General features: G+C 62.1%; 20 protein-coding genes. 11 read left to right on the top strand and 9 right to left on the bottom strand.

Annotation, left to right across the window (positions count from 1 at the left end):
* Positions 1-109: 109 nt before the first annotated feature.
* From ACM6IM_RS19200 to ACM6IM_RS19190, 3 genes are all read right to left on the bottom strand, one after another.
* On the bottom strand, positions 110-1,483 hold the full coding sequence (locus ACM6IM_RS19200; RefSeq protein ID WP_414866019.1) for a DUF3999 domain-containing protein: 1,374 nt from the start codon (positions 1,481-1,483) through the stop codon (positions 110-112).
* Complete coding sequence (locus ACM6IM_RS19195) at positions 1,480-4,707, bottom strand: DUF2339 domain-containing protein (protein WP_414866018.1); 3,228 nt, start codon at positions 4,705-4,707, stop codon at positions 1,480-1,482. Before ACM6IM_RS19195 ends, ACM6IM_RS19200 begins: the two co-directional genes overlap by 4 nt.
* Before the next feature lie 257 nt (positions 4,708-4,964).
* The gene (locus ACM6IM_RS19190) at positions 4,965-7,415 is read right to left on the bottom strand and encodes a glycogen/starch/alpha-glucan phosphorylase (RefSeq protein ID WP_201193905.1); all 2,451 of its coding nucleotides are present in this window, start codon (positions 7,413-7,415) and stop codon (positions 4,965-4,967) included.
* Between the two features lie 257 nt (positions 7,416-7,672).
* Here ACM6IM_RS19190 and ACM6IM_RS19185 point away from each other — a divergent pair, with 257 nt between their 5' ends.
* Positions 7,673-8,110 carry a YkgJ family cysteine cluster protein gene (locus ACM6IM_RS19185; protein WP_201193907.1) on the top strand — a complete coding sequence of 146 codons (438 nt, stop codon included), beginning with the start codon at positions 7,673-7,675 and terminating at the stop codon, positions 8,108-8,110.
* Between the two features lie 209 nt (positions 8,111-8,319).
* On the opposite strand, the gene typA is transcribed toward ACM6IM_RS19185, so the two are convergent.
* Together typA and thiI are read right to left on the bottom strand one after the other, a co-directional pair.
* Positions 8,320-10,140 (bottom strand): translational GTPase TypA, encoded by a 1,821-nt coding sequence (gene typA, locus ACM6IM_RS19180; protein ID WP_192307543.1) that lies wholly within the window; start codon positions 10,138-10,140, stop codon positions 8,320-8,322.
* A gap of 139 nt (positions 10,141-10,279) precedes the next feature.
* Entirely contained in the window at positions 10,280-11,734 is a 1,455-nt protein-coding gene (gene thiI, locus ACM6IM_RS19175; protein WP_201193909.1) for a tRNA uracil 4-sulfurtransferase ThiI, read from the bottom strand.
* 328 nt (positions 11,735-12,062) lie between these two features.
* Between thiI and glnA the strand changes: the two genes are divergently transcribed.
* The 5 genes from glnA to ntrC all read left to right on the top strand — a co-directional run bounded on the left by glnA (position 12,063) and on the right by ntrC (position 17,622).
* Positions 12,063-13,469: a type I glutamate--ammonia ligase gene (glnA, locus tag ACM6IM_RS19170; RefSeq protein WP_192307541.1), complete on the top strand. Its 1,407-nt coding sequence runs from the start codon at positions 12,063-12,065 to the stop codon at positions 13,467-13,469.
* A gap of 277 nt (positions 13,470-13,746) precedes the next feature.
* Positions 13,747-14,256: a DUF4124 domain-containing protein gene (locus tag ACM6IM_RS19165; RefSeq protein ID WP_192307540.1), complete on the top strand. Its 510-nt coding sequence runs from the start codon at positions 13,747-13,749 to the stop codon at positions 14,254-14,256.
* On the top strand, positions 14,253-14,873 hold the full coding sequence (locus ACM6IM_RS19160; RefSeq protein WP_371051710.1) for a DUF4124 domain-containing protein: 621 nt from the start codon (positions 14,253-14,255) through the stop codon (positions 14,871-14,873). Before ACM6IM_RS19165 ends, ACM6IM_RS19160 begins: the two co-directional genes overlap by 4 nt.
* 230 nt (positions 14,874-15,103) lie before the next feature.
* On the top strand, positions 15,104-16,189 hold the full coding sequence (gene glnL / locus ACM6IM_RS19155; RefSeq protein ID WP_192307539.1) for a nitrogen regulation protein NR(II): 1,086 nt from the start codon (positions 15,104-15,106) through the stop codon (positions 16,187-16,189).
* Entirely contained in the window at positions 16,186-17,622 is a 1,437-nt protein-coding gene (gene ntrC, locus ACM6IM_RS19150) for a nitrogen regulation protein NR(I) (protein ID WP_084322499.1), read from the top strand. The genes glnL and ntrC overlap by 4 nt, the downstream gene beginning before the upstream one ends.
* A 536-nt stretch (positions 17,623-18,158) precedes the next feature.
* On the opposite strand, the gene ACM6IM_RS19145 is transcribed toward ntrC, so the two are convergent.
* Entirely contained in the window at positions 18,159-18,599 is a 441-nt protein-coding gene (locus tag ACM6IM_RS19145) for a hypothetical protein (RefSeq protein ID WP_414866017.1), read from the bottom strand.
* Here ACM6IM_RS19145 and trmL point away from each other — a divergent pair.
* Positions 18,598-19,053 carry a tRNA (uridine(34)/cytosine(34)/5-carboxymethylaminomethyluridine(34)-2'-O)-methyltransferase TrmL gene (trmL, locus tag ACM6IM_RS19140; protein WP_414866016.1) on the top strand — a complete coding sequence of 152 codons (456 nt, stop codon included), beginning with the start codon at positions 18,598-18,600 and terminating at the stop codon, positions 19,051-19,053. The genes ACM6IM_RS19145 and trmL overlap by 2 nt on opposite strands.
* 118 nt (positions 19,054-19,171) lie before the next feature.
* On the opposite strand, the gene secB is transcribed toward trmL, so the two are convergent.
* From secB to ACM6IM_RS19125, 3 genes are read right to left on the bottom strand one after another with little or no spacing between them, the layout of a single operon-like run.
* Complete coding sequence (gene secB, locus ACM6IM_RS19135) at positions 19,172-19,657, bottom strand: protein-export chaperone SecB (protein WP_192307536.1); 486 nt, start codon at positions 19,655-19,657, stop codon at positions 19,172-19,174.
* Between the two features lie 41 nt (positions 19,658-19,698).
* On the bottom strand, positions 19,699-19,953 hold the full coding sequence (gene grxC / locus ACM6IM_RS19130) for a glutaredoxin 3 (protein WP_192307535.1): 255 nt from the start codon (positions 19,951-19,953) through the stop codon (positions 19,699-19,701).
* Position 19,954: 1 nt separating this feature from the next.
* The gene (locus ACM6IM_RS19125; protein WP_192307534.1) at positions 19,955-20,368 is read right to left on the bottom strand and encodes a rhodanese-like domain-containing protein; all 414 of its coding nucleotides are present in this window, start codon (positions 20,366-20,368) and stop codon (positions 19,955-19,957) included.
* 150 nt (positions 20,369-20,518) lie between these two features.
* Between ACM6IM_RS19125 and gpmI the strand changes: the two genes are divergently transcribed.
* The 4 genes from gpmI (at position 20,519) to ACM6IM_RS19105 (ending at position 25,696) form a co-directional block, all read left to right on the top strand.
* Complete coding sequence (gpmI, locus tag ACM6IM_RS19120; protein WP_201193912.1) at positions 20,519-22,048, top strand: 2,3-bisphosphoglycerate-independent phosphoglycerate mutase; 1,530 nt, start codon at positions 20,519-20,521, stop codon at positions 22,046-22,048.
* A 226-nt stretch (positions 22,049-22,274) separates the two neighbouring features.
* Complete coding sequence (locus ACM6IM_RS19115; protein WP_201193914.1) at positions 22,275-23,567, top strand: murein hydrolase activator EnvC family protein; 1,293 nt, start codon at positions 22,275-22,277, stop codon at positions 23,565-23,567.
* 31 nt (positions 23,568-23,598) lie between these two features.
* Positions 23,599-24,918, top strand: a complete 1,320-nt coding sequence (locus ACM6IM_RS19110) for a S41 family peptidase (protein WP_192307531.1) — start codon at positions 23,599-23,601, stop codon at positions 24,916-24,918.
* A gap of 1 nt (position 24,919) precedes the next feature.
* On the top strand, positions 24,920-25,696 hold the full coding sequence (locus tag ACM6IM_RS19105) for a divergent polysaccharide deacetylase family protein (RefSeq protein WP_192307530.1): 777 nt from the start codon (positions 24,920-24,922) through the stop codon (positions 25,694-25,696).
* Positions 25,697-25,779 lie beyond the last annotated feature (83 nt).

Below are 25,779 nucleotides of genomic sequence, written 5' to 3'. Positions count from 1 at the left end.
TTTTCTTTGCCTGGAAAGCCGCCTTCGCGGGCAAGCCCGCTCCCACAGGATCTACGCCGAATTTGTGGGAGCGGGCTTGCCCGCGAATGGCGCGCAGCGCCAGCCACCCTCAGGAATTGGCCGGCGGCTTGCGCAGCAAACTGAACGCCATCACCGCCAGGAACAGCACGCTGAGCAGCAACACCCCCCACAAGCCGAATGTCTTCCAGTCGGTGTCCGTGGATGCCGCCCCCACTGCCGTTGACGTCGGCGTGGTCGCCACTTCGCCATCCACCGTGGCCCGACCCAATGCCGCCCAACGGCCTGCGCTGTAATCCGGAATCAGCGTCGTCAACGGCAAGTTCGCCGTCTTCACCGTCGCATTGCCCAACGCCAACCGGTAGGGCCCGGCGCCGCGCGCCAGGAACACCAGCTGCGTGGCGCGCACGGCAAACTTCACGCTGGGCGCCTGCTCGCCCAGGCCGCCGCCGCGCTCGTCCACGGTCAACTTCACCTGCTGCACGGTTCGTCCCGGCACCTGCAGCTCGTTCTGCACCACCTCCTGACCGCCCTGGGTCAGGCGATAGAGCAAGCCGCTGCTCAACACCTGCCACGGCCGGCGACTGTCCAGCCGTCCGTACAGGATCACTGGCGCCAGGCTGTTGGGCTGATCCAGCTCGACCTGCAGGCGCTCGACATTCACTCCCGTCGGCAACTGCCAGGTGTACTCCCCGGCCTTTTCGCGGACACCCGCCAGCGCTGGCGACCACACCAGGGGCAGCGGCACGCTGCGCGCGGTGGCGCTTTGCAGTTGCGCGGACGTCAGCGTCGGTGCCGAATTCGGCGCGCTCCACAGCAGGCGCAGGTAGCGCGCCGACTGCCCCGGCAAGCCCACTTCGTGCTGTTCGACCCGCTCGTCGGCGAAGGTCAGGCGCGCCACCTGTCCGTCGCCCCACGCCTGCCAATGCTGCAAGTCGTCGCTGGCTTCGATACTGAAACGCTGGAAGCCATCGCGCTCGCTGGTCCAGTCGATGATCAGCTGCTGCAGCGGCGCCTTGATCGCGCTGGCATCGAGCAGCCAGCCGCGCAGCACCTCTTCACCGGCTTCCAGCTGACTCGCTGGCTGCACTTCTACCAGCGCGCCATTGGCGTTCGATTGCACTCGCACGCTCGGCGCGCGCTCGGTGTCGTCGGCGGCGTTATACAGCGGAAACCACTTCACGTCGGTCAGCTCACGCTGTTCACTGACCTGCGCACTTTCCCGCGCCAGCGCATAGGCCTGGGCCTCGCCCGCCGCGTTGAACACCCGTACGTCGCTCAGGTCACTCTGCTGCGCCTTCAATTGCACAGTCAGGGGCAATTCGAGGCGATACCAGGGGCCCTCGCCGCTCAGGCTCAACGGCACGTGCGTGGCAAAGTCCGCGGGCTGTTCCTGGGCGTTGATCGACAGCGCGACAGCCAGGGCAACGGCGCCCCACCAGACCCGGTTCAACTTCTGACTCAAGACGACACTCCTTCGGTTTGCGGGCCCGGTTTTTCGGCGTTGGCTGCGCCAGCATGCGCAACGCCGGCACGCTTGGGCGGCAACGGGGCAAAATAGCCCACCACCAACAGCAGCACCCCGACACCGATAAACGAGACGATCCGGGCGAGTCCGCCACGGTTGCTCAGTTCGACAAAGAACAGCTTGGCGACCACCACGCCGATCAACGCCGCGCCCATCAGCCAGACTTCGCGACGACCGCGCAGATGCCCGCCAATCATCAGGCTCAAGGCCATCAAGGTCCAGACGATGGACAGGCCGGCCTGCACCTGCATCGAGGCGAGCAAAGCGTCCAGCTCGAAGGGCACGCCACCCCAATGGTGCGCCGTACGGTTCACCAGCGCGGTGAAAAACGCGAACAGCGAAACGCCGGCGATCAGTTGCGTGGCGTACTCGACGTAGTCCTTGCGCATCGCCAGTTGCGGCGCGGCACTGCGCGCCCAGACATACACCCCGAACAGGGCAAACAGCAGGCCTAACTCCAGCGGGTTGAGCAGCGGCACGTAAGGCAAGGGCTCGGCGGCGCCACTGCTGAAGCTGTTCGCCAGCCAGAACCAGCCGAGCATCAGCAACGCCAGCGGTGCCGCAGCGTACAGTCGGTACTCGCGCGGATACGCCGATACCGGCCACGGCCAGTGACGAGGACTGGCCATCAGCACCAGGTACAGACTCGGCAGAATCGCCCAACCCAACCAGCGCCAGGCGTTGTACTGCTCGGCCAGCAGCAACAAGCCGAAACGCAGTTCGAGCGCCAGCACGCCGATCAACAGCCAGACGCCCAGCACGTGGGCAATGCTCAGCGCCCGTGCCGGCAACATCGGCGCCAGACGCCGCAGCGAAATGAAATGCACCCCGAACACCGCCGCCCAGGCCAACCAGGCGAAATCAGCCGCCGGGTGATAACGCGAGTGCCACGCCGCAAGCAGGATCACGCCGGCCACCGGTATCAGCACCGTACCGAGCAAGCCCAGCGCCGGCCACCCAAGGCGCAGCGCCAACACCGCCCACAGGGCGACACTCAGCGCCGCCACGGCCAGCAACAAGGTCGCTTGCAGGTCCGCCGGGGCAAAGCGCAGCACCTCACTGCCCCACGCCAACGCCCAGGCACCCGCGCCCCACAGCAGCAACACAGCGGACAGGCGCTGGTTCAACACTGCGACGGGACGTTCCTGTTGCAAGCGCCAGGCCCCGACCCCTGCCGCCAGGCCCAACACCCATGGCGTCCAGAACCGGCCATGGGCCAGCGGCCGCAACCCTTCGCTGGCCAACGACGCCAGGAAGTCCGAACCGGCGACCACGAACAACGCACCACCGAGCAACTGCACGGCAAACCCGCACAACAGGAAGGTCCGCGATGGCAGGCGCAGCCCCGCAAACAAGGTCACTACACCGGCCAGCGCCCAAGCAATCGCAGTGCCATGGATCAGGAAGAACAACGGCGCCAGCAGATAAAGGAAGGTCAGGCCCAGACCGGCCAACACCGGCCTGCCCCGTTTCTCCCACGCCGACGCCTGTCCGGGCAAGGCCTTGTGCAATTGATGGAAGCTGAACAGCAACGCCACGCCGAGCAGCAACGCCCCCAGCGGCGCCCCGGCGATCAGGCTGCTGTCGCCGGCCCGCAACTCGCCGAGAAACGCCAGCGCCGCCCCCAATTGCAGCAACAACGCGAACGCTCGGGCCAGCGGCCGTTTCTGCCGCAACCCGAGCCAGAAGATCCCGGCCCCCTCCACGGCCCAGGCGGCCGTCGTCCAGCGCGCATCGAGCCCCAGGGGAATCGCCAGGCTGGTAAAGATCACGCCCAGGGCCAGGCAGGTCTCCGCCAGGAGCAATGTGCGTCCCGTGAACAGCACGCGAGCAAGGGCCATGTACAGCATGCCCAGCGCCAAGGCACTGAACGCGGCGGCGAACGCCAGGTGCTGAATCAACGCGAACTGCAGACCGAAACCCACCAGCGGCGGGCCGAACAGCAGCGTTCCGTCGACGTAGTCACCCTTGCGCGCCGACCGGCGCAACAACGCCTCGCGGTCCTCGACCTCGGGGGCATCGCCCATTTCCCGCAACTTGCGCCGGGCGAACAGCAGGCCGATGGCCAGGTACATGAGGAAAAACAGGATCAGGAACGGCTCGGTGCTCCACAGCAACTCCGCTGTGTAGGAACGCAGGCCCCAGGTGAAACCGATGCCGAAGGTGCCGACGAAGCCGATCACATTGAGCGGACGCCAGGCCTTGAACCAGGCAATGGCCAGGATGCCGGCATTGAGCAGGGCGAAATAGCTGAACAGCGCGACATGGCTGCCGGTGCCGCTGGAGGTCAGGATCGGCGCGGCGAAACCGCCCAAGGCGGCGGCACATGCCAGCGCCAGGGAATCCTGTGTGATGGCCAGCACCGCCGAGAACACCGTCACCGCCACCAGCAAACCGAATGCGGCCGTCGGGTCCAGCAGCGGATGCAAGCGCATTGCCGCAAACACCGTCAGGTACAACACGCCAATCCCGGTGCCCTGGAGCATCAGCGCATAGTGAGGATTGCGCTGGCGCAACCACCAACCCAGGGCGAGCAGAGCCAGCGCAGCCACCGCGACGCCGGCATAGCGCAGCTCGAGCGGCAGCACCAGGCCTTCGGTGGCGTAGCGCAGTAAAAACGCGAGACCGAGGAACAGCAGCACCACGCCGACGCGCAGCACGGTGTTGCCGCCCAGCAACCAATTGCGCGCACCGGCGAGGGCGCGCTCGATGACAGTCGGCGCACGGGGGGCAGCGGGCTCGCGGGTCCAGGCATCGTCGGACAATGGACGGCGGGGGGCCGCTGTCGTGGCGGCGTCCGGTTCAAGTTCGGGTGGAAGCTCCCAGACCAAGGCCGAGGCCGGGGCCGGGGCCGAGTCGGCGATGTCGTCGAGGGTGAAAACAGGAGAAGCCGCAGGTTCACTGGCAAGCGGTTCTTCAACAGGCGCTGGCGCCGGGGCACCAGCGACTTCCAGCACCGCCAGGCGTTGCTGGAGCGCATTCAGCGTCGCCTGCGCCTGCTCCAGCAGCACGCGCTGCTGCGTCGCTTGCGAATCCAGCCGGTTGATGCGAATGGCCTGACCGACCCCCAATCCGAGCAGCGCGCCCAACAGCGCATCGCTGAACGACTCGTCGAGCACCCAGCCCAGCACCAGCCCGATCAACATGAACATCCATTGCATGGTCGATATCCCTAAGCGGCCCCACTGAGAGGCGAATCCGGGAGATACAGCATTCGGCTGAGTCTAGTGTGAAACCACACAAACCTGTGGGAGCGGGCCTGCTCGCGAAGCGCCCTGACATTCAGCATCGATGTTGAATGTCGGAACACTTCGCGAGCAAGCCCGCTCCCACAATGCGTATCGCCCGGTGAACTACCGCGCAGTATATCGGCCAGGGCCCACAACCACCGGGCCTGGCTCGCAATTATTGCTGAAAGTTACTCCAGTGCTTTCCAGATGTCCGTGGCGTACTCGCGAATCGTCCGGTCGGAAGAGAACCAGCCCATCCGGGCGGTGTTCAACACGGCCGAGCGCCACCACGACTGGGAATCGTGCCAAAGGGCTTCGACGCGCATCTGCGCGTCCCAGTAGGCGTCGAAGTCGGCGCAGACCAGGAAGCGGTCGTAGTCGATCAACGAATCGATCAGCCCCGTGTAACGGGACGGATCATCCGGCGAGAACACCCCGCTGCGAATCGCCTGCAGCACATCGCCCAGGCGATGGGACGCGGCGATGTCCGGCGTCGCATTGAACTCGTGGTTCTGCTTGCGTGCTTCCACCTGTTGCGCGCTGAGGCCGAAGATGAACATGTGTTCGGCGCCGATGAGCTCGCACATTTCCACGTTGGCGCCGTCCAGGGTGCCGATGGTCAGGGCGCCATTGAGGCCGAACTTCATGTTGCTGGTGCCCGACGCTTCGAAACCGGCCGTGGAAATCTGCTCCGACAGGTCCGCCGCCGGAATGATGCTTTCCGCGAGACTGACGTTGTAGTTGGGCAGGAACACCACCTTGAGCAAACCGCGCACGGTCGGGTCGTTGTTCACCACCCGGGCGATATCGTTGGTCAGCTTGATGATCAGCTTGGCCTGGTGATAACTGGCCGCCGCCTTGCCGGCGAAGATCTTCACCCGTGGCACCCAGTCGATTTCCGGCTCGGCGCGGATGGCCTGGTACAGCGCGACGGTGTGCAACAGGTTGAGCAGTTGACGCTTGTATTCGTGGATCCGCTTGACCTGCACATCGAACATCGCCGCCGGGTTGACCGCGATCCCGAGTCGTTCGTGAATCAGGTAGGCCAGGGCCTTCTTGCTGTGCAGGCGCTGCTCGGCGAAGGCCTTGCGGAACGCCGGTTTCTCGGCGAACGGTGCCAGTTCCTGCAAACGCTCTTCCGGGTGGTCCAGCAGATCCGGACCGAGGGCATCGACCAGCATCGAGGTCAGCTCCGGGTTGGCCTGGTAGAGCCAGCGGCGGAAGGTAATCCCGTTGGTCTTGTTGTTGATCCGCTCCGGATAGAGCTTGTGCAACTCGGAGAACACCGTCTTGCGCATCAGCTGCGTGTGCAGGCCGGACACGCCATTGACGCTGTGCGAGCCAAGGAAAGCGAGGTTACCCATGCGCACGCGACGGCCATTGTCTTCCTCGATCAGCGACACCGCGCGCAGCACGTCGAAATCATGGATACCCTTGGCGCGCAGCGAGTCGATGTGCTGGGCGTTGATCAGGTAAATGATCTGCATGTGCCGCGGCAGCATGCGCTCCATCAAACCGACCGGCCAGGTTTCCAGCGCTTCCGGCAACAACGTGTGGTTGGTGTACGACAGCGTGGCGACGGTCACTTCCCAGGCTGCGGCCCATTCGACGTCGTAAACGTCGACCAGTTGACGCATCAGTTCGGCGACGGCAATCGAGGGGTGGGTGTCGTTGAGCTGGATCGACGCGTGATCGCCCAGGGTCAGCACCGAGGTGTGCATGTTGCGATGGCGGCGCAACAGGTCCTGCAGCGATGCGGCGACGAAGAAATACTCCTGGCGCAGGCGCAACTCCTGGCCGGCTTCGGTGCTGTCCGCCGGATAGAGCACACGCGAAATGCTTTCCGCCCGGGCCACTTCGGCGACTGCGCCCAGGTGGTCACCCGCGTTGAAGCGCTCCAGGTGCAGGTCTTCCATGGCCCGGGCACGCCACAGGCGCAGGGTATTGACGCTCGCCCCGCGCCAGCCGACGACCGGAGTGTCGTAGGCAATGGCCCGCACGGTTTCCGCCGGGGACCACACTTGCCGGGTCTTGCCGTTTTCGTCGGTGACGGTTTCGACGCTGCCACCAAAACCGATCGGGTACACCACCTCCGGCCGTTCGAATTCCCACGGGTTACCGAAATCCAGCCAATGCTCGGTCTGCTCCTGCTGCCAGCCATCGACAATCGCCTGGCGGAACAAGCCGTGTTCGTAACGAATGCCGTAGCCGTGGCCGGCGATGCCCAGGCTCGACATGCTCTCCATGAAGCAGGCCGCCAGACGTCCGAGGCCACCGTTGCCCAGCGCCGCGTCGGGCTCCAGCAGGCGGATGCGCTCCAGGTCGACGCCCAGTTCGGTCAGGGCTTCACGGGCGACATCCAGCAGGCCAAGGTTGCTCAGGCTGTCGTAGAGCAGCCGGCCGATGAGAAATTCCAGGGAGAGGTAGTACACCCGCTTCTGACCTTTGCGGTAGATCTGCCGGGTGTGATCCATCCAGTGCTCGACCATGTGATCGCGCGCAGCCAGCGCAATGGCTTCGAACCAGTCGTGGTCAAAGGCGTGATCCGGGTCTTTGCCCACCGCGTAGGTGAGCTTGGTCAAGACGGCGTCGCGAAATGCGGCCACCTCTGCTTCTCGAACAAGTGGTTCTTGAGTCATCGATAGGACCTCGAGCGAGCGTGGAATAGTTGAGCCTAGACGGTCTGACAGACGGCGCCGGCTCTGGTTCGGCAGTTTTTCCTGTAAATGCGAGACAGGGCGGCATTGGATTGTCGTGTGGCCTGAATCAATGCAGGGGCCGTGCCGGATAACCCTGCGAATGAAGCGCTGCAGAAAAAATCTGGCGAAAGGTTGTTCAAAAATCCACCGGTCCCGGTATGATCGCGCGCCCTGATGCACACGCCTGGTAACAACCGATGATGAAGCCCAACCTGATCGCCGCCGCCGAGATCGATCGCCTCGATACGTGGGCCAAGTACTCCGCCCCGATGTGCGGTTCGTGCATGTCCAGCTGCTGCACCCTGCCGGTCGAGGTCAAGATCAAGGACCTGATCCGCATTGGCATCGTCGATGAGTTCGAGCTGGGCGACCCGCCGAAGAACATTGCCAAGCGCCTGCAAAAGGAAGGGCTGGTCGAGCGTTTCAATCAGAAATCGGGCATCTTCACGCTGCAGCGCATGAGCAACAACGATTGTTATTACCTGGATCGTAAGAGCCGCCTGTGCACCATTTATGACAAGCGCCCGGACACCTGCCGCAATCACCCGAAAATCGGCCCACGGCCTGGGTATTGCGCGTACAAGCCGAAGGAAGTGGAGCGTGAGCGCAATTCGCGGACGATCGAACGGTTCTGATCTGTCCTGAAAAATTCTGGCGGCTGACCGGCCGTCTTCGCGAGCAAGCCCGCTCCCACAGTTGATCGCATGCGTTCCGAAAGAACTCGGTCACTGTGGGAGCGGGCTTGCTCGCGATGGGGCCGGCACCGCCCCGGCACAAACCCCAGACAAACAAAAACGCCCCCGGTCTCGCGACCGGGGGCGTTTTTTTCAGCCTTGGCTAAATCTTATGCCTTGGCTTTCTTGGCAGCGCGGGTACGCTCGCTTTCGTCCAGGATCTTCTTGCGAAGACGGATGGACTTAGGCGTGACTTCGCACAGCTCGTCTTCCTGGATGTATTCCAGAGCCTGTTCCAGGGTGAAGCGAACAGGTGGAACCAGAGCGATGGTTTCGTCTTTACCCGAAGCACGCATGTTGTCGAGCTTCTTGCCCTTGGTAGGGTTGACGCCCAGGTCGTTGTCGCGGCTGTTCTGACCAACGATCTGACCGTTGTAGATCTCCTGGCCGTGTTCGACGAACAGCTTGCCACGAGCCTGCAGGGTTTCCAGCGAGTAGGTCAGTGCCTTGCCGGTTTCAACCGACACCAGAACACCGTTCTGACGGCCGGACATGTGGCCGGACTTCACAGGAGCGTAACGATCGAAGATCGAGGTCAGGATGCCAGCACCGTTGGTCAGGGTCAGGAACTGGTTACGGAAACCGATCAGACCACGAGCAGGGATGTTGTATTCCAGACGCACACGGCCTTTGCCATCCGGCACCATGTTGCTCAGGTCGCCTTTACGCAGACCCATCTCTTCCATCACCTTGCCCTGGGATTCTTCAGGGATGTCGATGGTGACGTTCTCGAACGGTTCCTGCTTGACGCCGTCGACTTCACGAATGATCACTTCAGGACGGCCCAGGGCCAGCTCGAAGCCTTCGCGACGCATGGTTTCGATCAGTACCGAGAGGTGCAGCTCACCACGGCCGGAAACCTTGAACTTGTCGGCCGAGTCGCCTTCTTCAACGCGCAGTGCAACGTTGTACAGCAGCTCTTTGTCCAGACGATCCTTGATGTTACGGGAGGTCACGTACTTGCCTTCTTTACCGCAGAAAGGCGAGTCGTTGACCTGGAAGGTCATGGAAACGGTTGGCTCGTCAACGGTCAGCGGCTTCATCGCTTCGACGTTCAGTGGGTCGCACAGGGTGTCGGAGATGAACAGCTCGTCGAAGCCGCTGATGCAGACGATGTCGCCGGCCGCTGCTTCTTCGACGTCGACGCGGTGCAGGCCGTGGTGACCCATCAGCTTCAGGATACGACCGTTGCGGCGCTTGCCGTCGGCATCGATGGCGACGACCGGAGTGTTCGGCTTGATGCGACCACGGGCGATACGGCCAACACCGATCACACCCAGGAAGCTGTTGTAGTCCAGTGCCGAAATCTGCATCTGGAAAGGACCGTCACGGTCGACTTTCGGGGCTGGAACGTGGTCGACGACCGCCTGGTACAGCGGGGTCATGTCTTCCGCCATGGCGGTGTGGTCCAGGCCGGCAATACCGTTCAGGGCCGAAGCGTAAACAACCTGGAAGTCCAGTTGTTCGTCGGTGGCACCCAGGTTGTCGAACAGGTCGAAAATCTGGTCCAGAACCCAGTCAGGACGCGCGCCCGGACGGTCGACCTTGTTGATCACGACGATTGGCTTGAGGCCAGCTTCGAACGCTTTCTTGGTCACGAAACGGGTTTGCGGCATAGGGCCGTCCTGAGCGTCAACCAGCAGCAGAACGGAGTCGACCATCGACATCACGCGCTCTACTTCGCCGCCGAAGTCGGCGTGGCCCGGGGTGTCCACGATGTTGATGTGGTAGCCGTTCCAGTTGATGGCGGTGTTTTTCGCCAGAATGGTAATACCGCGCTCTTTTTCCTGGTCGTTGGAGTCCATCACGCGCTCGTCGTTGAGCTCGTTGCGCTCCAGGGTGCCGGATTGACGCAGGAGTTTGTCTACCAGGGTGGTTTTACCATGGTCAACGTGGGCAATGATGGCGATGTTGCGTAGATTTTCGATCACTTGTGTATCTCGATCAGAGGATTCGGTGTGCTGACAAGTCTTGGCAGCGATTAACAGTAGCGTCCGTGAAAGCCGTTACAGCTTGACGGTGGCGTCGGGGGGCCGGTGACGCAGGCCACAGGCAAACAGCCCCGGGCACTTAGCTCGGTCGATAAACGCGCACATTGGCATGCCCCTCACTGAGCAAATGGTGGGCATGCAGGCGACTCATCACGCCTTTGTCGCAATACAACAGGTACTGGCGAGTAGGGTCCAGTTCCTTGAAACGAGCGTTCAGTGCATAGAACGGCATCGTTTGTACCTCGATGCCAGCCAGCGCCAGCGGGTCATCCTCGGCCGCATCCGGGTGGCGGATGTCGATCACGATCTGACCGGCCAGCGCATCGCTGACTTCTTCAATCTGTACGTCCTGGCCCAGTTCATCGATCACGCGGTCGATGGGTACCAGCTTGGCGTTCTCGAGCGCACGCTCAAGCACTGCCATGTCGAATTCTTTCTCTTCGTGCTCTACGCGGTGGCGCTTGGCGGCGGTCTTCGGGTTGACCGAGATGACCCCGCAGTACTCCGGCATGTGCCGGGCGAAATCGGCCGTGCCGATTTCATTGGCCGTGTCGATGATGTCCTGCTTGTGACTGGCGATCAGCGGGCGCAGCACCAGCTTGTCGGTCACGCAATCGATGACGGACAGGTTCGGCAACGTCTGGCTCGACACCTGGGAGATCGCCTCACCGGTGACCAACGCGTCGATGTGCAGTCGATCGGCAATCCGGGAGGAAGCGCGCAACATCATACGCTTCAATACGACGCCCATATGACTGTTATCGACTTTTCCGAGAATTTCGCCCAACACTTCCTCGAACGGCACACTGACAAATAACACGCGTTGCGAGCTGCCGTACTTCTTCCAGATGAAATGCGCGACTTCCATGACGCCCAGTTCGTGGGCACGTCCGCCCAGATTGAAGAAGCAGAAATGCGCCATCAGCCCGCGCCGCATGATCTGGTAGGCGGCGACCGTCGAGTCGAAACCGCCCGACATCAGCACCAGCGTCTGCTCCAGCGCCCCCAGCGGATAACCGCCAATGCCATTGTGCTGGCTGTGGATGACGAACAACCGTTGGTCGCGAACTTCGATGCGGACTTCGATTTCCGGCTTTTTCAGGTCGATCCCGGCGGCACCGCACTGGCGTCGCAACTGGCTGCCCACGTACTTCTCGATGTCGATCGAGCTGAACGGGTGCTTGCCGGCGCGCTTGCAACGCACCGAGAAGATCTTCCCGGCCAGCGCATCGCCGTAATGCTGCTTGCACTTTTCGACGATGTCGTCGAAATCGCCCAGCGGGTATTCGTCGATCTGCAGGAAGTGCGCGATGCCCGGCATGCAGCTCAGGCGCTCGCCCATCTCTTTCAGGGCCTTGGGGTCGCTGACGCGGGTTTCCAGCTCGAGGTTGTCCCACACGCCGTTCACCACCACAGCCGGGTCCAGGTCGCGGAGCACGGCACGGATGTTCTTGGCCAACTGGCGGATGAAACGCATCCGTACCGGGCGGCTCTTGATGGTGATCTCGGGGAAGACTTTTACGATTAGTTTCATGAAAACAGCGCGCGCTGGGCCAGCCGAAAAAGGGGGGCGCGGATTATAGCGGAAATTGCTCAAGGTTTAACCAGTTAATGTGCAGAAGGTTTTACACGCACCAAAACAGGTCATTTGCGAATCCGGGCGCCACATTGTAGGGCGAGATTTTTCCGGATTCGCCTCCGCAAGCCTTTATAAGCGTGAAATTGAAGCAAAAAACCCATGCTGGGGCACTGGCATGCAATTTGCTCCCTTGTGAGGCAGGTTGCCTTGGCAGAGTATTCGCGCCGGCATCACACATATCTAAGGGCATCCACTACCCGCCCTAAGCCACCCGGAGGACAGTATGTCGAAGTCGGTTCAACTCATTAAAGATCATGACGTCAAGTGGATTGATCTGCGCTTCACGGACACCCGCGGCACTCAGCACCACGTGACCATGCCGGCTCGCGATGCGCTGGATGAAGACTTCTTCGAAGTCGGCAAAATGTTCGACGGTTCCTCCATTGCTGGCTGGAAAGGCATCGAAGCTTCCGACATGATCCTGCTGCCAGACGACGAAACCGCCGTTCTGGACCCGTTCACCGAAGAGCCGACCCTGATCCTGGTCTGCGACATCATCGAACCTTCGAGCATGCAAGGCTACGATCGCGACCCACGTGCGATCGCCAAGCGCGCCGAAGAGTACCTGAAGTCCACCGGCATCGGTGACACCGTATTCGCCGGCCCGGAGCCAGAATTCTTCATCTTCGACCAGGTGAAATTCAAGTCCGACATCTCCGGTTCCATGTTCAAGATCTACTCCGAACAAGGTTCGTGGATGTCCGACCAGGACGTGGAAGGCGGCAACAAAGGCCACCGTCCAGGCGTCAAAGGCGGCTACTTCCCGGTTCCGCCGTTTGACCACGACCACGAAATCCGTACCTCCATGTGCAACGCACTGGAAGAAATGGGCCTGACCGTCGAAGTTCACCACCACGAAGTGGCAACTGCCGGCCAGAACGAAATCGGCGTCAAGTTCAACACCCTGGTGAAGAAAGCCGACGAAACCCAGACCCTGAAGTACGTTGTGCACAACGTTGCCGACGCCTACGGCCGTACCGCTACCTTCATGCCTAAGCCTCTGTACGGCGATAACGGCTCGGGCATGCACGTTCACATGTCCATCTGGAAAGATGGCAAGAACACCTTCGCAGGCGAAGGCTATGCCGGCCTGTCCGACACCGCCCTGTACTTCATCGGCGGCATCATCAAGCACGGCAAGGCCCTGAACGGCTTCACCAACCCGGCCACCAACTCCTACAAGCGTCTGGTGCCAGGCTTCGAAGCCCCTGTCATGCTGGCCTACTCGGCGCGTAACCGTTCGGCTTCGATCCGTATTCCTTACGTGTCGAGCCCTAAAGCCCGCCGTATCGAAGCACGCTTCCCGGATCCAGCAGCCAACCCGTACCTGGCGTTCGCTGCACTGATGATGGCTGGCCTGGACGGCATCCAGAACAAGATCCACCCTGGCGACGCGGCTGACAAAAACCTGTACGACCTGCCGCCTGAAGAGGCGAAAGAGATCCCACAAGTTTGCGGCAGCCTGAAAGAAGCCCTGGAAGAACTGGACAAGGGCCGTGCGTTCCTGACCAAGGGCGGCGTGTTCTCCGACGACTTCATCGACGCTTACATCGCTCTGAAAAGCGAAGAAGAAATCAAGGTCCGCACCTTCGTACACCCGCTGGAATACGACCTGTACTACAGCTGCTGATCCGTTGACGCCTGCGCAAGCGGCGTGACGAAAAGAGGCCTCCTTCGGGAGGCCTTTTTTATGCCCGTATTTTTACTGGGCATACAAAACCCTGTGGGAGCGGGCTTGCTCGCGAATGCGGTGTGCCAGCTACGTTGATGTCGACTGATACACCGCATTCGCGAGCAAGCCCGCTCCCACAGGGTTCTGAAGATGTCGGTCCGATTGATAACAACTTGGGCCAATCGCCCACCCTGACCTATGCTGCAAGCCAACGCTCTCGCTTCTGGTCGATTTTATGGGTCGTGGTTTTCTGTTCATCCTGCTGTTGGTCGCCCTGCCCGTCGCCGCGCAGATCTACAAGTACACCGACGCCGCCGGCAACACCGCCTACAGCAATCAACCGCCCGACGGCGTCAAAGCCGAGCCGGTCGAATTGCCGCCCCTCAATAGCGTCGAGCGCCAGGCACCCCCGGCGCCACCGGTCGAAACCTCCAGCCGTGAGCGGCCCCTCGGCGCCTACGAGGTGCTGGAACTGACCAACCTGCCGACCAGCGAAGCCCTGCGCGCCAACAATGGTACGTTCACGGTCAACGTTCTGATCAAGCCCAGGCTGCAAGGGCCCCATCTATTCCGGCTGCTGCTGGACGACCAGCCGTACGGCCAGCCGAGCAACGTGCCGATCCTGCAACTGGTCAATGTCGATCGCGGCACCCACAACCTGGCGGTTCAGGTGATCGACGGGGAAAACGTCATCCAGCAGAGCCCCAGCGTGACCTTCACCCTGCAGCGGGTCCACACACCGTGAACGGGTGGCTGCTGATCGCCTGCCTGGTCGTGCTGCCAGCGTCGGCCGAGGTGTTCACCTATGTCGATGCCCAGGGCAACCGGGTCTTTACCGACCAGCCCGGCACCGGCAACGCCAAGCGCGTGCCCCTGGCGACGAGCAACCGCATGTCCGCCAACCCGACTGGCGCCGCGCCGCTGAAGGCCGAGAAAAAAGCCGCCGCCAGGCCCGCGCTCCACTACGACATGCTCAGGGTGCTGGTGCCCGAGCCGGACGCCACGATCCGCAGCAGTGCCGGCGAACTGATCGTCAGCATCACCAGCGAACCCGGCCTGCAACCGGGTCACCGCTACCGCCTGCTGCTCGACGGCCAGCCCACCGCCGAACCCGGCCCCAGTCCGGTATTCGCCTTGAGCAACATCGACCGGGGCAGCCATCAGCTGTCCATCGAGATCCTCGATGAACAGGGCCGAACGGTCGAGCGCACGGCCAATCAGCCCTTTCACATGCAGCGCATCTCCCTGGCGCAAAAACGCAAAACCCAGCCATGCACACTGACCGACTACGGCCAGCGACCGGAATGCCCACTCAAGGACAAGCCGCCGGAGGAAAAGAATCCGTTCCTGCGCTTCTTTTAACGCCGTTCAGCTTGGCGCACTATGTTGGTGCAAATGCATGCACCGCCCCCATCAGTCAGCCCATTTTGGTTCGAAAATACCCGCTCAAGCTGGCATAACGCCACAACATTGAGCGTAGAACGCCCGTTTCAGGCGTCAAACGCTTCTTTTCGGAGCCTTGGTTTGGTTTTTGCATTTTCCGTACATCAGCGCTGTATTCATGCGCGCGCCCTGCTCCAAAAGAGGTCCTGATGACCATTAGCGACGCACTGCATCGATTGCTACTCGACAACTTGACCACCGCCACCATTCTGCTCGACGCCGAACTGCGCCTCGAGTACATGAACCCGGCAGCGGAGATGCTCCTGGCCATCAGCGGCCAGCGCAGCCATGGGCAGTTCATCAGCGAACTGTTCACCGAGTCCACCGAAGCGCTGAATTCCCTGCGCCAGGCGGTCGAGCAGGCGCACCCTTTTACCAAGCGCGAAGCGATGCTCACCGCCCTCACCGGCCAGACCCTGACCGTCGATTATGCGGTGACGCCGATCCTGGCCAACGGCGCCACGCTGTTGCTGCTGGAGGTGCACCCCCGTGACCGCCTGCTGCGGATCACCAAGGAAGAGGCCCAACTGTCGAAGCAGGAAACCAGCAAGATGTTGGTGCGCGGCCTGGCCCATGAAATCAAGAACCCACTGGGCGGCATTCGCGGCGCCGCGCAGTTGCTGGCCCGCGAGTTGCCGGAAGAAAGCCTGCGCGACTACACCAACGTCATCATCGAAGAGGCCGATCGCCTGCGCAATCTGGTGGACCGCATGCTCGGTTCCAACAAGCTGCCATCGCTGGCCATGTGCAACGTCCATGAAGTGCTGGAACGGGTCTGCCACCTGGTCGAGGCCGAAAGCCAGGGTTGCATCACCCTGGTGCGCGACTACGACCCGAGCATTCCCGACGTACTGATCGACCGCGAACAGATGATCCAGGCGGTGTTGAACATCGTGCGCAACGCGATGCAGGCCATCAGCAGCCAGAACGAGCTGCGCCTGGGCCGCATCACCCTGCGTACCCGCGCCATGCGCCAGTTCACCATCGGCCACGTGCGCCATCGCCTGGTGACCAAGATAGAGATCACCGACAACGGTCCGGGCATTCCTGCGGAACTCCAGGAAACCATTTTCTTTCCCATGGTCAGCGGTCGTCCGGACGGTACCGGACTCGGCCTGGCCATTACCCAGAACATCATCAGCCAGCACCAGGGCCTGATCGAATGTGACAGCCATCCAGGCCACACCACCTTCTCGATCTTTCTGCCACTGGAACAAGGAGCCACATCGACATGAGCCGTAGTGAAACCGTGTGGATCGTCGATGACGACCGTTCTATCCGCTGGGTCCTGGAAAAAGCCCTGCAACAGGAAGGCATGACCACGCAAAGCTTCGACAGCGCCGATGGCGTGATGAGCCGCCTGGCGCGCCAGCAGCCGGACGTGATCATCTCCGACATCCGCATGCCCGGGGCCAGTGGCCTGGACCTGCTCGCGCGGATTCGCGAACAACACCCGCGGTTGCCGGTGATCATCATGACCGCGCACTCCGACCTGGACAGCGCTGTCGCTTCCTACCAGGGCGGTGCGTTCGAGTACCTGCCCAAGCCGTTCGACGTCGACGAGGCGGTGTCGCTGGTCAAGCGGGCGAATCAGCACGCCCAGGAGCAACAGGGCCTGGAAGTCGTGCCGACCTTGACCCGCACCCCGGAAATCATCGGTGAAGCGCCGGCGATGCAGGAAGTGTTTCGCGCCATCGGGCGCTTGAGCCACTCCAACATCACCGTGCTGATCAACGGCGAATCCGGCACCGGCAAAGAGCTGGTCGCCCATGCGCTGCATCGCCACAGTCCGCGGGCGGCCTCGCCGTTCATTGCGCTGAACATGGCGGCGATTCCGAAGGACCTGATGGAGTCCGAGCTGTTCGGCCACGAGAAGGGCGCGTTCACCGGCGCGGCCAACCTGCGTCGCGGTCGCTTCGAACAGGCCGACGGCGGCACGCTGTTCCTCGACGAAATCGGCGACATGCCGGCGGACACCCAGACCCGTTTGCTGCGCGTGCTGGCAGACGGCGAGTTCTACCGCGTCGGCGGCCATGTGCCGGTGAAGGTCGATGTGCGCATCATCGCCGCGACCCACCAGAATCTGGAAACCCTGGTTCACGCCGGAAAATTCCGTGAAGACCTGTTCCACCGCCTCAACGTCATTCGCATCCATATTCCAAGGCTGTCGGACCGTCGCGAAGACATCCCGACGCTCGCCAAGCATTTCCTCAGCCGCGCCGCGCAGGAACTGGCGGTCGAGCCGAAGCTGCTGAAAAGCGAAACCGAGGAATACCTGAAGAACCTGCCGTGGGGCGGCAACGTGCGCCAGCTGGAGAACACCTGCCGCTGGATCACAGTGATGGCGTCGGGGCGCGAGGTGCACATCAGCGACCTTCCACCAGAGCTGCTGAGCCTGCCCCAGGACTCCGCACCAGTGACCAACTGGGAGCAGGCGCTGCGTCAGTGGGCCGATCAGGCGCTGGCTCGCGGTCAATCGAGCCTGCTCGACAGCGCGGTGCCGGCCTTCGAACGGATCATGATCGAGACCGCGCTCAAGCACACCGCCGGTCGCCGCCGCGATGCCGCCGTCCTGCTGGGCTGGGGACGTAACACCCTGACGCGCAAGATCAAGGAATTGGGGATGAAGGTCGATGGCGGGGATGACGATGAGGGGGAAGAAGGCTAACAGGCCTTCGGTTCATCACCGACTGTCAGAACCAATCGCGAGCAGGCTCGCTCCCACAGGGATTTCAGGTGTTCACACCAGTCCAATGTGGGAGCGAGCCTGCTCGCGATGCTTTTTGAGGCCCGCATGCACCACAGCAAAGCACCCTGACCTGCAATCGCGCATGCCGCATCCCGGCAAATGCTGCGAAAACTCAGACAAAACCCCGCCGCGCAAAAACACGAAAGCCCCGTATTCCGGGGCTTTCGCCGTTTCAGGACGTCTTTATGTTTCAACCTGTTAAAACCTGGCACGCCCCCTGCAATAGTCCATTCAGTGATTCAGTTCACTACCCGGTTTCGGGGACCTTGGTACAGGCAGGCCGGGGATTCCCCTCTTTACATCGGGCTCACACCGCACAAGCGACGAGCCCAGCCGTTTTGGGGCCCTTGATACAGGCAGGTCAGGGGTTCCTTCTTTACACCGGGCTCACGACGCAATGCGCGAGCCCTGCCGTTTTGGGGACCTTGGTACAGGCAGGCCGGGGATTCCCTCTTTTATTGCTCCCGGAGATGGATCTCCAGCCGCCAGCGGTCATCGACCTCGCGACCGGCCCACTCGCCCTGTAGCGGCCGGGCCGCCACCACCGACAGCAACAACCCCTCGTCACTCAACAGCACCCGCCAGTTCACGCTCTTGTCATTGAGCTTGAGCTGGCCTTTCTGCGCCCGGCCTTGCGCGTCGAACAGGAGCGCCAGGCTGCCGTCCACGAACTCGCCATGGGTCTTGGGTTCATTGTTGAACCACACCACCAGCCCGTCGTCCGTCACCTCGATCTGCTGCAGCTCACTGGGGTCGGGCGTCGTCAGACGGCCAATCATCAACCCCACCATCAACCCGAAAAGCGCCAGCGACCCCATCACCCGAGGGAATAGTTTCGAACGCGGGTCCGCTTGCGGCGTAGAATGCCCGTCATCTTTACCTGCGGAGCCGTGCATGTTTCACGTCATCCTTTTCCAACCAGAAATTCCGCCGAATACCGGCAACGTTATCAGGCTGTGCGCCAACAGCGGCTGCCACCTGCATTTGATCGAACCGCTGGGCTTCGAGATGGACGACAAACGTCTGCGCCGGGCCGGCCTCGATTACCACGAGTATGCCACCCTGCAGCGCCACGCCGACCTGGCCAGTTGTCTGGAAAGCCTGGGCCATCCACGCTTGTTCGCCTTCACCACCAAGGGTTCGCGGCCGTTTCACGATGCCAGCTTCGTCGAGGGTGATGCGTTTCTGTTCGGCCCGGAAAGCCGTGGCTTGCCGGCCGAGGTGCTCGACGCCCTGCCCGGCGAACAGCGCCTGCGACTGCCGATGCGCGAAGGCTGCCGCAGCCTGAACCTGTCGAACACCGTGGCGGTGGCCGTGTACGAGGCCTGGCGCCAGAACGGCTTCAAGTAGTCGCACACAAAAAATGTGGGAGCGGGCTTGCTCGCGAAAGCGGTGTGTCAATCAACGAATAGGCTGACTGACACACCGCTTTCGCGAGCAAGCCCGCTCCCACATTGGGACTGCTGACTTACTGAACGGTCGGCGTCTCGCCAGCTTCCTGCATGCGTTGCAGTTCCTGGGCGTACAGCGCATCGAAGTTCACCGGGGCCAGCATCAGGGCCGGGAACGAACCACGGGTCACCAGGCTGTCCAGGGCTTCGCGAGCGTACGGGAACAGGATGTTCGGGCAGAACGCGCCGAGCGTGTGGCTCATCGAGGCGTCGTCCAGGTTCTTGATCAGGAAGATACCGGCCTGCTGCACTTCGGCGATGAAGGCCACTTCGTCACCGTTTTTCACGGTCACCGACAGGGTCAGCACGACTTCGTGGAAGTCGGCTTCCAGCGCCTTTTGACGGGTGTTCAGATCCAGGCCGACGCTCGGCTCCCATTGCTGACGGAAGATCGCCGGGCTTTTCGGGGCTTCGAAGGACAAGTCACGTACGTAGATGCGCTGCAAGGAGAATTGCGGTGCGCTATCGTCTTCGCCAGCTGCAGTGTTCTGTTGGTCAGTCATCTCAGATCCTTTCTGATCCAGGGGGCTTGTAGGGAGGGCATTCAGGCCTTGAGCAGGGCGTCGAGCTTGCCGGCGCGCTCCAGGGCAAACAAATCATCACAGCCACCCACGTGGCGTTCGCCGATCCAGATCTGCGGCACGGAGGTCCGGCCGGCTTTCTGGGCCATGGCGGCGCGCACCTGTGGCTTGCCATCGACCTTGATCTCTTCGAAGGCCACGCCTTTGTTCTCGAGCAGGTACTTGGCTCGCGAGCAATAAGGGCAGTAATCGCTGGAATAGACGACGACGTTGCTCATATCACTTCACCAGCGGCAGGTTGTCGCCTTTCCAGCTGGAAATACCGCCGGACAGCTTGGCGGCGGTGAAGCCGGACTTCATCAGTTCGCGGGCATGCGTGCCGGCAGTCTGACCCATGGCATCGACCAGGATGATGGTCTTGGCCTTGTGCTTCTCCAGCTCGCCGATACGCGCGGCCAGCTTGTCATGGGGAATGTTCAGCGCACCGACGATGTGACCGGCGGCGAAATCCTTGGCCGCACGGATGTCGATGACGACACCGGCGTCCTTGTTGACCAGGCCCGTCAGTTCGCCGGTGCTCAGGCTACGGCCGCCGCCTTGCATCTGATAAGCGACCAGCAGCGCCAGCAGCACGATGAAGAGACCGACGAGCAGATAGTGGTTAGTGGCAAATTCAATCAGGTGAGCAACCATCGAAGGAGGTTCCAGGGCGTTAAAATGTCGGCCAGTATACACAGCCACTATGGTGGGCCAAACCCCGTCCGGCGGTGACGTGGCCGGAACTTCGCTTTAAACTCCTACTCCCTTTTGCATCGCCCTCTTATTCAGCCACGAGTCGAATCCATGACTACCACGCCTAAACCTTTGGTCCTGATCATTCTCGACGGCTTCGGTCACAGCGACAGCCCTGAGTCCAACGCCGTGTTGGCGGCCAAGAAGCCCGTACTGGACCGCCTGTGCGCCACCGTACCGAACGGACTGATCTCGGGCAGTGGCATGGATGTCGGCTTGCCGGACGGTCAGATGGGCAACTCCGAGGTCGGCCACATGAACCTTGGCGCCGGCCGCGTGGTGTATCAGGACTTCACTCGCGTGACCAAATCGATCCGCGACGGCGAATTCTTCGAGAACCCGACCATCTGCGCCGCTGTGGATAAAGCCGTGGCAGCGGGCAAGGCCGTGCACTTCATGGGCCTGCTGTCCGATGGCGGCGTGCACAGCCACCAGGATCACCTGATCGCCATGGCGGAGCTCGCCTTCAAGCGCGGCGCCGAAAAAATCTACCTGCACGCCTTCCTCGATGGTCGTGACACACCGCCGAAAAGCGCCGAGTCGTCCATCGAACTGCTCGACGCGACGTTCCAGGCCCTCGGCAAAGGCCGAATCGCCAGCCTGATCGGCCGCTACTTCGCCATGGACCGTGACAACCGCTGGGACCGCGTGGCCCAGGCCTACAACCTGATCGTCGACGGCAACGGCCAGTTCAACGCCGCCACTGCCCAGGAAGGGCTTCAGGCGGCGTACGAACGTGGCGAGAGCGACGAGTTCGTCAAAGCCACCACCATCGGCGAACCGGTGAAGGTCGAAGACGGCGATGCCGTAGTGTTCATGAACTTCCGCGCCGACCGCGCCCGTGAACTGACGCGGGTGTTCGTCGAGGACGATTTCAAGGAATTCGAACGCAGCCGCCAGCCGAAACTGGCCGGCTACGTCATGCTGACTCAGTACGCTGCCAGCATCCCTGCCCCCTCGGCCTTCGCCGCCGGCAGCCTGGACAACGTGCTGGGCGACTACCTGGCGAAAAACGGCAAGACCCAACTGCGCATTGCCGAAACCGAGAAATACGCCCACGTCACCTTCTTCTTCTCCGGTGGCCGTGAAGAACCGTTCCCGGGCGAAGAACGCATCCTGATACCGTCGCCGAAAGTCGCCACCTACGACCTGCAGCCGGAAATGAGCGCCCCGGAAGTCACCGACCGCATCGTCGATGCCATCGAACACCAGCGTTACGACGTGATCGTGGTCAACTACGCCAACGGCGACATGGTGGGCCACAGCGGCGTGTTCGAAGCGGCGGTGAAGGCCGTGGAATGCCTGGACCTGTGCGTTGGCCGCATCGTCGACGCGCTGGAGAAAGTCGGCGGCGAGGCGCTGATCACCGCCGACCACGGCAACGTCGAGAAAATGGCCGACGAGGAAACCCACCAGGCTCACACCGCCCACACCACCGAGCCGGTGCCGTTCATCTATGTCGGCAAGCGTGACTTCAAGGTTCGCCAAGGCGGCGTCCTGGCGGACGTGGCGCCCACCATGCTCAAGCTGATGGGCCTGGAAAAACCGGCGGAAATGACCGGGACTTCGATTCTGGTGTAGACCGCGTTCACCACCGTGAAACCCTTGTGGGAGCGGGCCTGCTCGCGATGACGCAGGGTCAGCCGGCAACCGGTTGACTGACCTGACGCCATCGCGAGCAGGCTCGCTCCCACACAGGTTCATGGTGTTTTTTCCGCCAGTTATCACACAGCCCCAATTGGGCGTTTTTTTTGCAGCGTATGGCGGGCATACTAGGCCGTCCCTTACCCTGGTGCCGCCCGCCTCTATGCTTCGCGTCCTGATAGCCCTTGCTCTGACTTGCCTGCTCCAACCGGCCTTTGCTGACGAGCGCGCGCAAACCCAACAACAGTTGGACGCCACGCGTCAGGACATTGCCGAGCTGAAAAAACTGCTGGGCAAGCTCCAGGAAGAAAAGTCCGGGGTCCAGAAAGACCTCAAGGGCACCGAAACCGAGATGGGCAAGCTCGAGAAGCAGGTCGAAACCCTGCAAAAAGAACTGAAGAAAAGCGAATCCGAGTTGCAACGACTCGATGCCGAGAAAAAAAAACTCCAGAGCGCGCGCACTGAACAGCAACGACTGATCGCCATCCAGGCCCGCGCGGCCTATCAGAATGGCCGCCAGGAGTATTTGAAACTGCTGCTCAACCAGCAGAATCCGGAAAAATTCGCCCGCACCCTGACCTATTACGACTACCTGAGCCAGGCCCGCCTGGAGCAGCTGAAGAATTTCAACGAAACCCTGCGCCAACTGGCCAACGTCGAAAAAGACATCGGCTTGCAGCAAGCGCAATTGCTGGTGCAGAAGAGCGATCTCGACAGCCAGCGCGAGGAACTCGAGAAGGTTCGCAAGGAGCGCCAGCAAGTCCTGGCCAAGCTCAACGACGACGTCAAGGCGCGTGACCAGAAGCTCGCCGCCCGTGAGCAGGATCAGGCGGATCTGTCTAAAGTCCTTAAAACCATCGAGGAAACCCTGGCTCGCCAGGCCCGTGAGGCAGAGGAAGCGCGGCAGAAAGCGCTGATCGCCCAGCAGGAAGCCGAAAAAAAGCGTTTACGTGAGGCTCAGGCTGACGCAGAGGCCACTGACGCCCCACGTAAAATCACCCGTTCGACACCCGGCGCGCTGGTTTCCAGCTCAGGCGAAACCTTCGGCGGCCCTTTTGCTTCAACGCGCGGCAAACTTCCATGGCCGGTTGATGGTCGACTGCTCGCGCGCTTCGGTGAAACCCGTGGCGACGATTCGCGCACCAAGTGGGATGGCGTGATGATCGGCGCCTCCGCCGGCAGCCAGGTGCACGCGGTGCACGGCGGCCGCGTCGTGTTTGCCGACTGGTTGCGCGGTGCCGGCCTGCTGGTGATCCTTGACCATGGCAACGGTTTCTTGAGTCTTTACGGTCACAACCAGACGCTGCTCAAGTCTGCGGGTGACGTGGTAAAAGCCGGTGAGTCCATCTCCACTGTCGGTAACAGTGGCGGGCAGGACACGCCGGCGTTGTATTTCGCTATTCGTCAGCAGGGTCACCCCAGTGATCCGGCGCAATGGTGCCGCGCGCAAGGATAAGCGTGCCGCCTAATTCAGGAGTTCGTTCGACATGCTGCATTTGTCCCGTCTTACCTCGCTAGCCCTGACGATCGCCCTGGTGATCGGCGCGCCATTGGCGTTCGCTGCTCAACCGGCTCCGGCGGTCGCACCGGCTGGCGCCGCAGCCACCGCCAAGGCGCCATTGCCGCTGGATGAGTTGCGCACCTTTGCCGAGGTCATGGACCGGATCAAGGCCGCCTATGTCGAACCGGTGGATGACAAGACCCTGCTGGAAAACGCCATCAAGGGCATGCTCAGCAACCTCGACCCGCACTCCGCGTACCTGGGCCCGGAAGACTTTGCCGAGTTGCAGGAAAGCACCAGTGGCGAGTTCGGCGGCCTGGGCATCGAAGTCGGCGCCGAAGACGGCTTCATCAAGGTGGTCTCGCCGATCGATGACACCCCCGCTTCAAAAGCAGGCATCCAGGCCGGCGACTTCATCGTCAAGATCAACGGCCAGCCGACACGCGGCCAGAGCATGACCGAAGCCGTGGACAAGATGCGCGGCAAGATCGGCCAGAAAATCACCCTGACCCTGGTCCGCGATGGCGGTACGCCGTTCGACGTGACCCTGTCGCGCGCCATCATCCAGGTGAAGAGCGTGAAGGCGCAGTTGCTGGAGTCCGGCTACGGCTATATCCGCATCACCCAGTTCCAGGTCAAGACCGGCGAGGAAGTCTCCAAGGCCCTGGCCAAGCTGCGCAAGGACAACGGCAAGAAGCTCAACGGCATCATCCTCGACCTGCGCAACAACCCGGGCGGCGTGCTGCAAGCGGCCGTGGAAGTGGTCGATCACTTCATCACCAAGGGACTGATCGTTTACACCAAGGGTCGCATCGCCAATTCCGAACTGCGCTTCTCTGCCACCGGCAAGGACGAAAGCGAAGCGGTGCCTCTGGTTGTGCTGATCAACGGCGGCAGCGCCTCGGCCTCGGAAATCGTCGCCGGCGCCTTGCAGGACCAGAAGCGTGCCGTGGTCATGGGCACCACCAGCTTCGGCAAGGGCTCGGTGCAAACCGTGCTGCCACTGAACAACGACCGCGCCCTGAAGATCACCACGGCGCTGTACTTCACGCCAAACGGTCGCTCGATCCAGGCCCAGGGCATCGTTCCGGATATCGAGGTGCGCAAGGCCAAGATCACCAACGAACAGGACAGCGAGTACTTCAAGGAAGCCGACCTGCAAGGTCACCTGGGCAACGGCAACGGCGGCGCCGACAAACCGACCGGCTCCGGCGCCAAGGCCAAGGCCATGCCGCAGGATGACGATTACCAATTGGCCCAGGCCCTGAGCCTGCTCAAAGGGCTGAGCATCACCTCCGGCCGCTGAGATGCGTCTGCGGTTGCTCTTCGGCCTGCTGGCCTGCCTGGCGGGTGTTGCTCACGCAACGCCCGCCACGGCAGCCCCGCAAAAGGCCTACCTGAGCCTGATCATCGATGACCTGGGGCAAAACCTGCCCCGGGATCGCCGAGTACTCGCCCTGCCCGGCCCGGTGACCACGGCGATCATGCCCGACACGCCCCACGCTGCCGAATTTGCCCGCGAAGCCCACCGCGCCGGCAAGATCGTCATCCTGCACATGCCCATGGACCCGGCCACCGGCCCGTTCGCCTGGCACCCCGACCTGCCCATCGACGAACTGGAAAAACGCCTGAACGCAGCGTTCAAGGCCGTGCCCTACACCGCCGGCATCAACAACCACATGGGCAGTCGCATGACCGCGCAACCCGCCGCCATGGCGTGGTTGATGGCCGACTTGCAGCAGCGGCACAAGTTCTTCGTCGACAGCCGTACCAGCGCGCAGACCGTGGCCGCCGCCCAGGCGCAGAAAATCGGGTTGGCGAGCGTTTCACGGGATGTGTTCCTGGACGACGAACGCACGGAAGCGGCGATCTACACCCAACTGCAGACGGCGATCAACCTGGCGCGCAAGCAGGGGTCGGCGGTGATGATCGGTCACCCGTATCCACAGACCCTGGCGGTTCTGGAGCGCGAGCTGCCGAAGCTGAAGGCCCAGGGCATTGACTGGATCGACATCAAATTGATGATCAGCGTGCGCAGCAACAAGGCAACGGCGGCGCATGGCAAGGATGGGGTTTATCGCTAGTTTGCCGCCTGCAAGTCCTGTGGGAGCGAGCCGGCTCCGGGCGGCGTTCCGACGATAGCGGTGCTGCTGGCGGTGATTTGTCG

This window comes from Pseudomonas sp. IT-P12 (assembly GCF_949767465.1).
Lineage (GTDB): Bacteria > Pseudomonadota > Gammaproteobacteria > Pseudomonadales > Pseudomonadaceae > Aquipseudomonas.
This window is presented reverse-complemented; position numbering and strand designations above follow the sequence as displayed.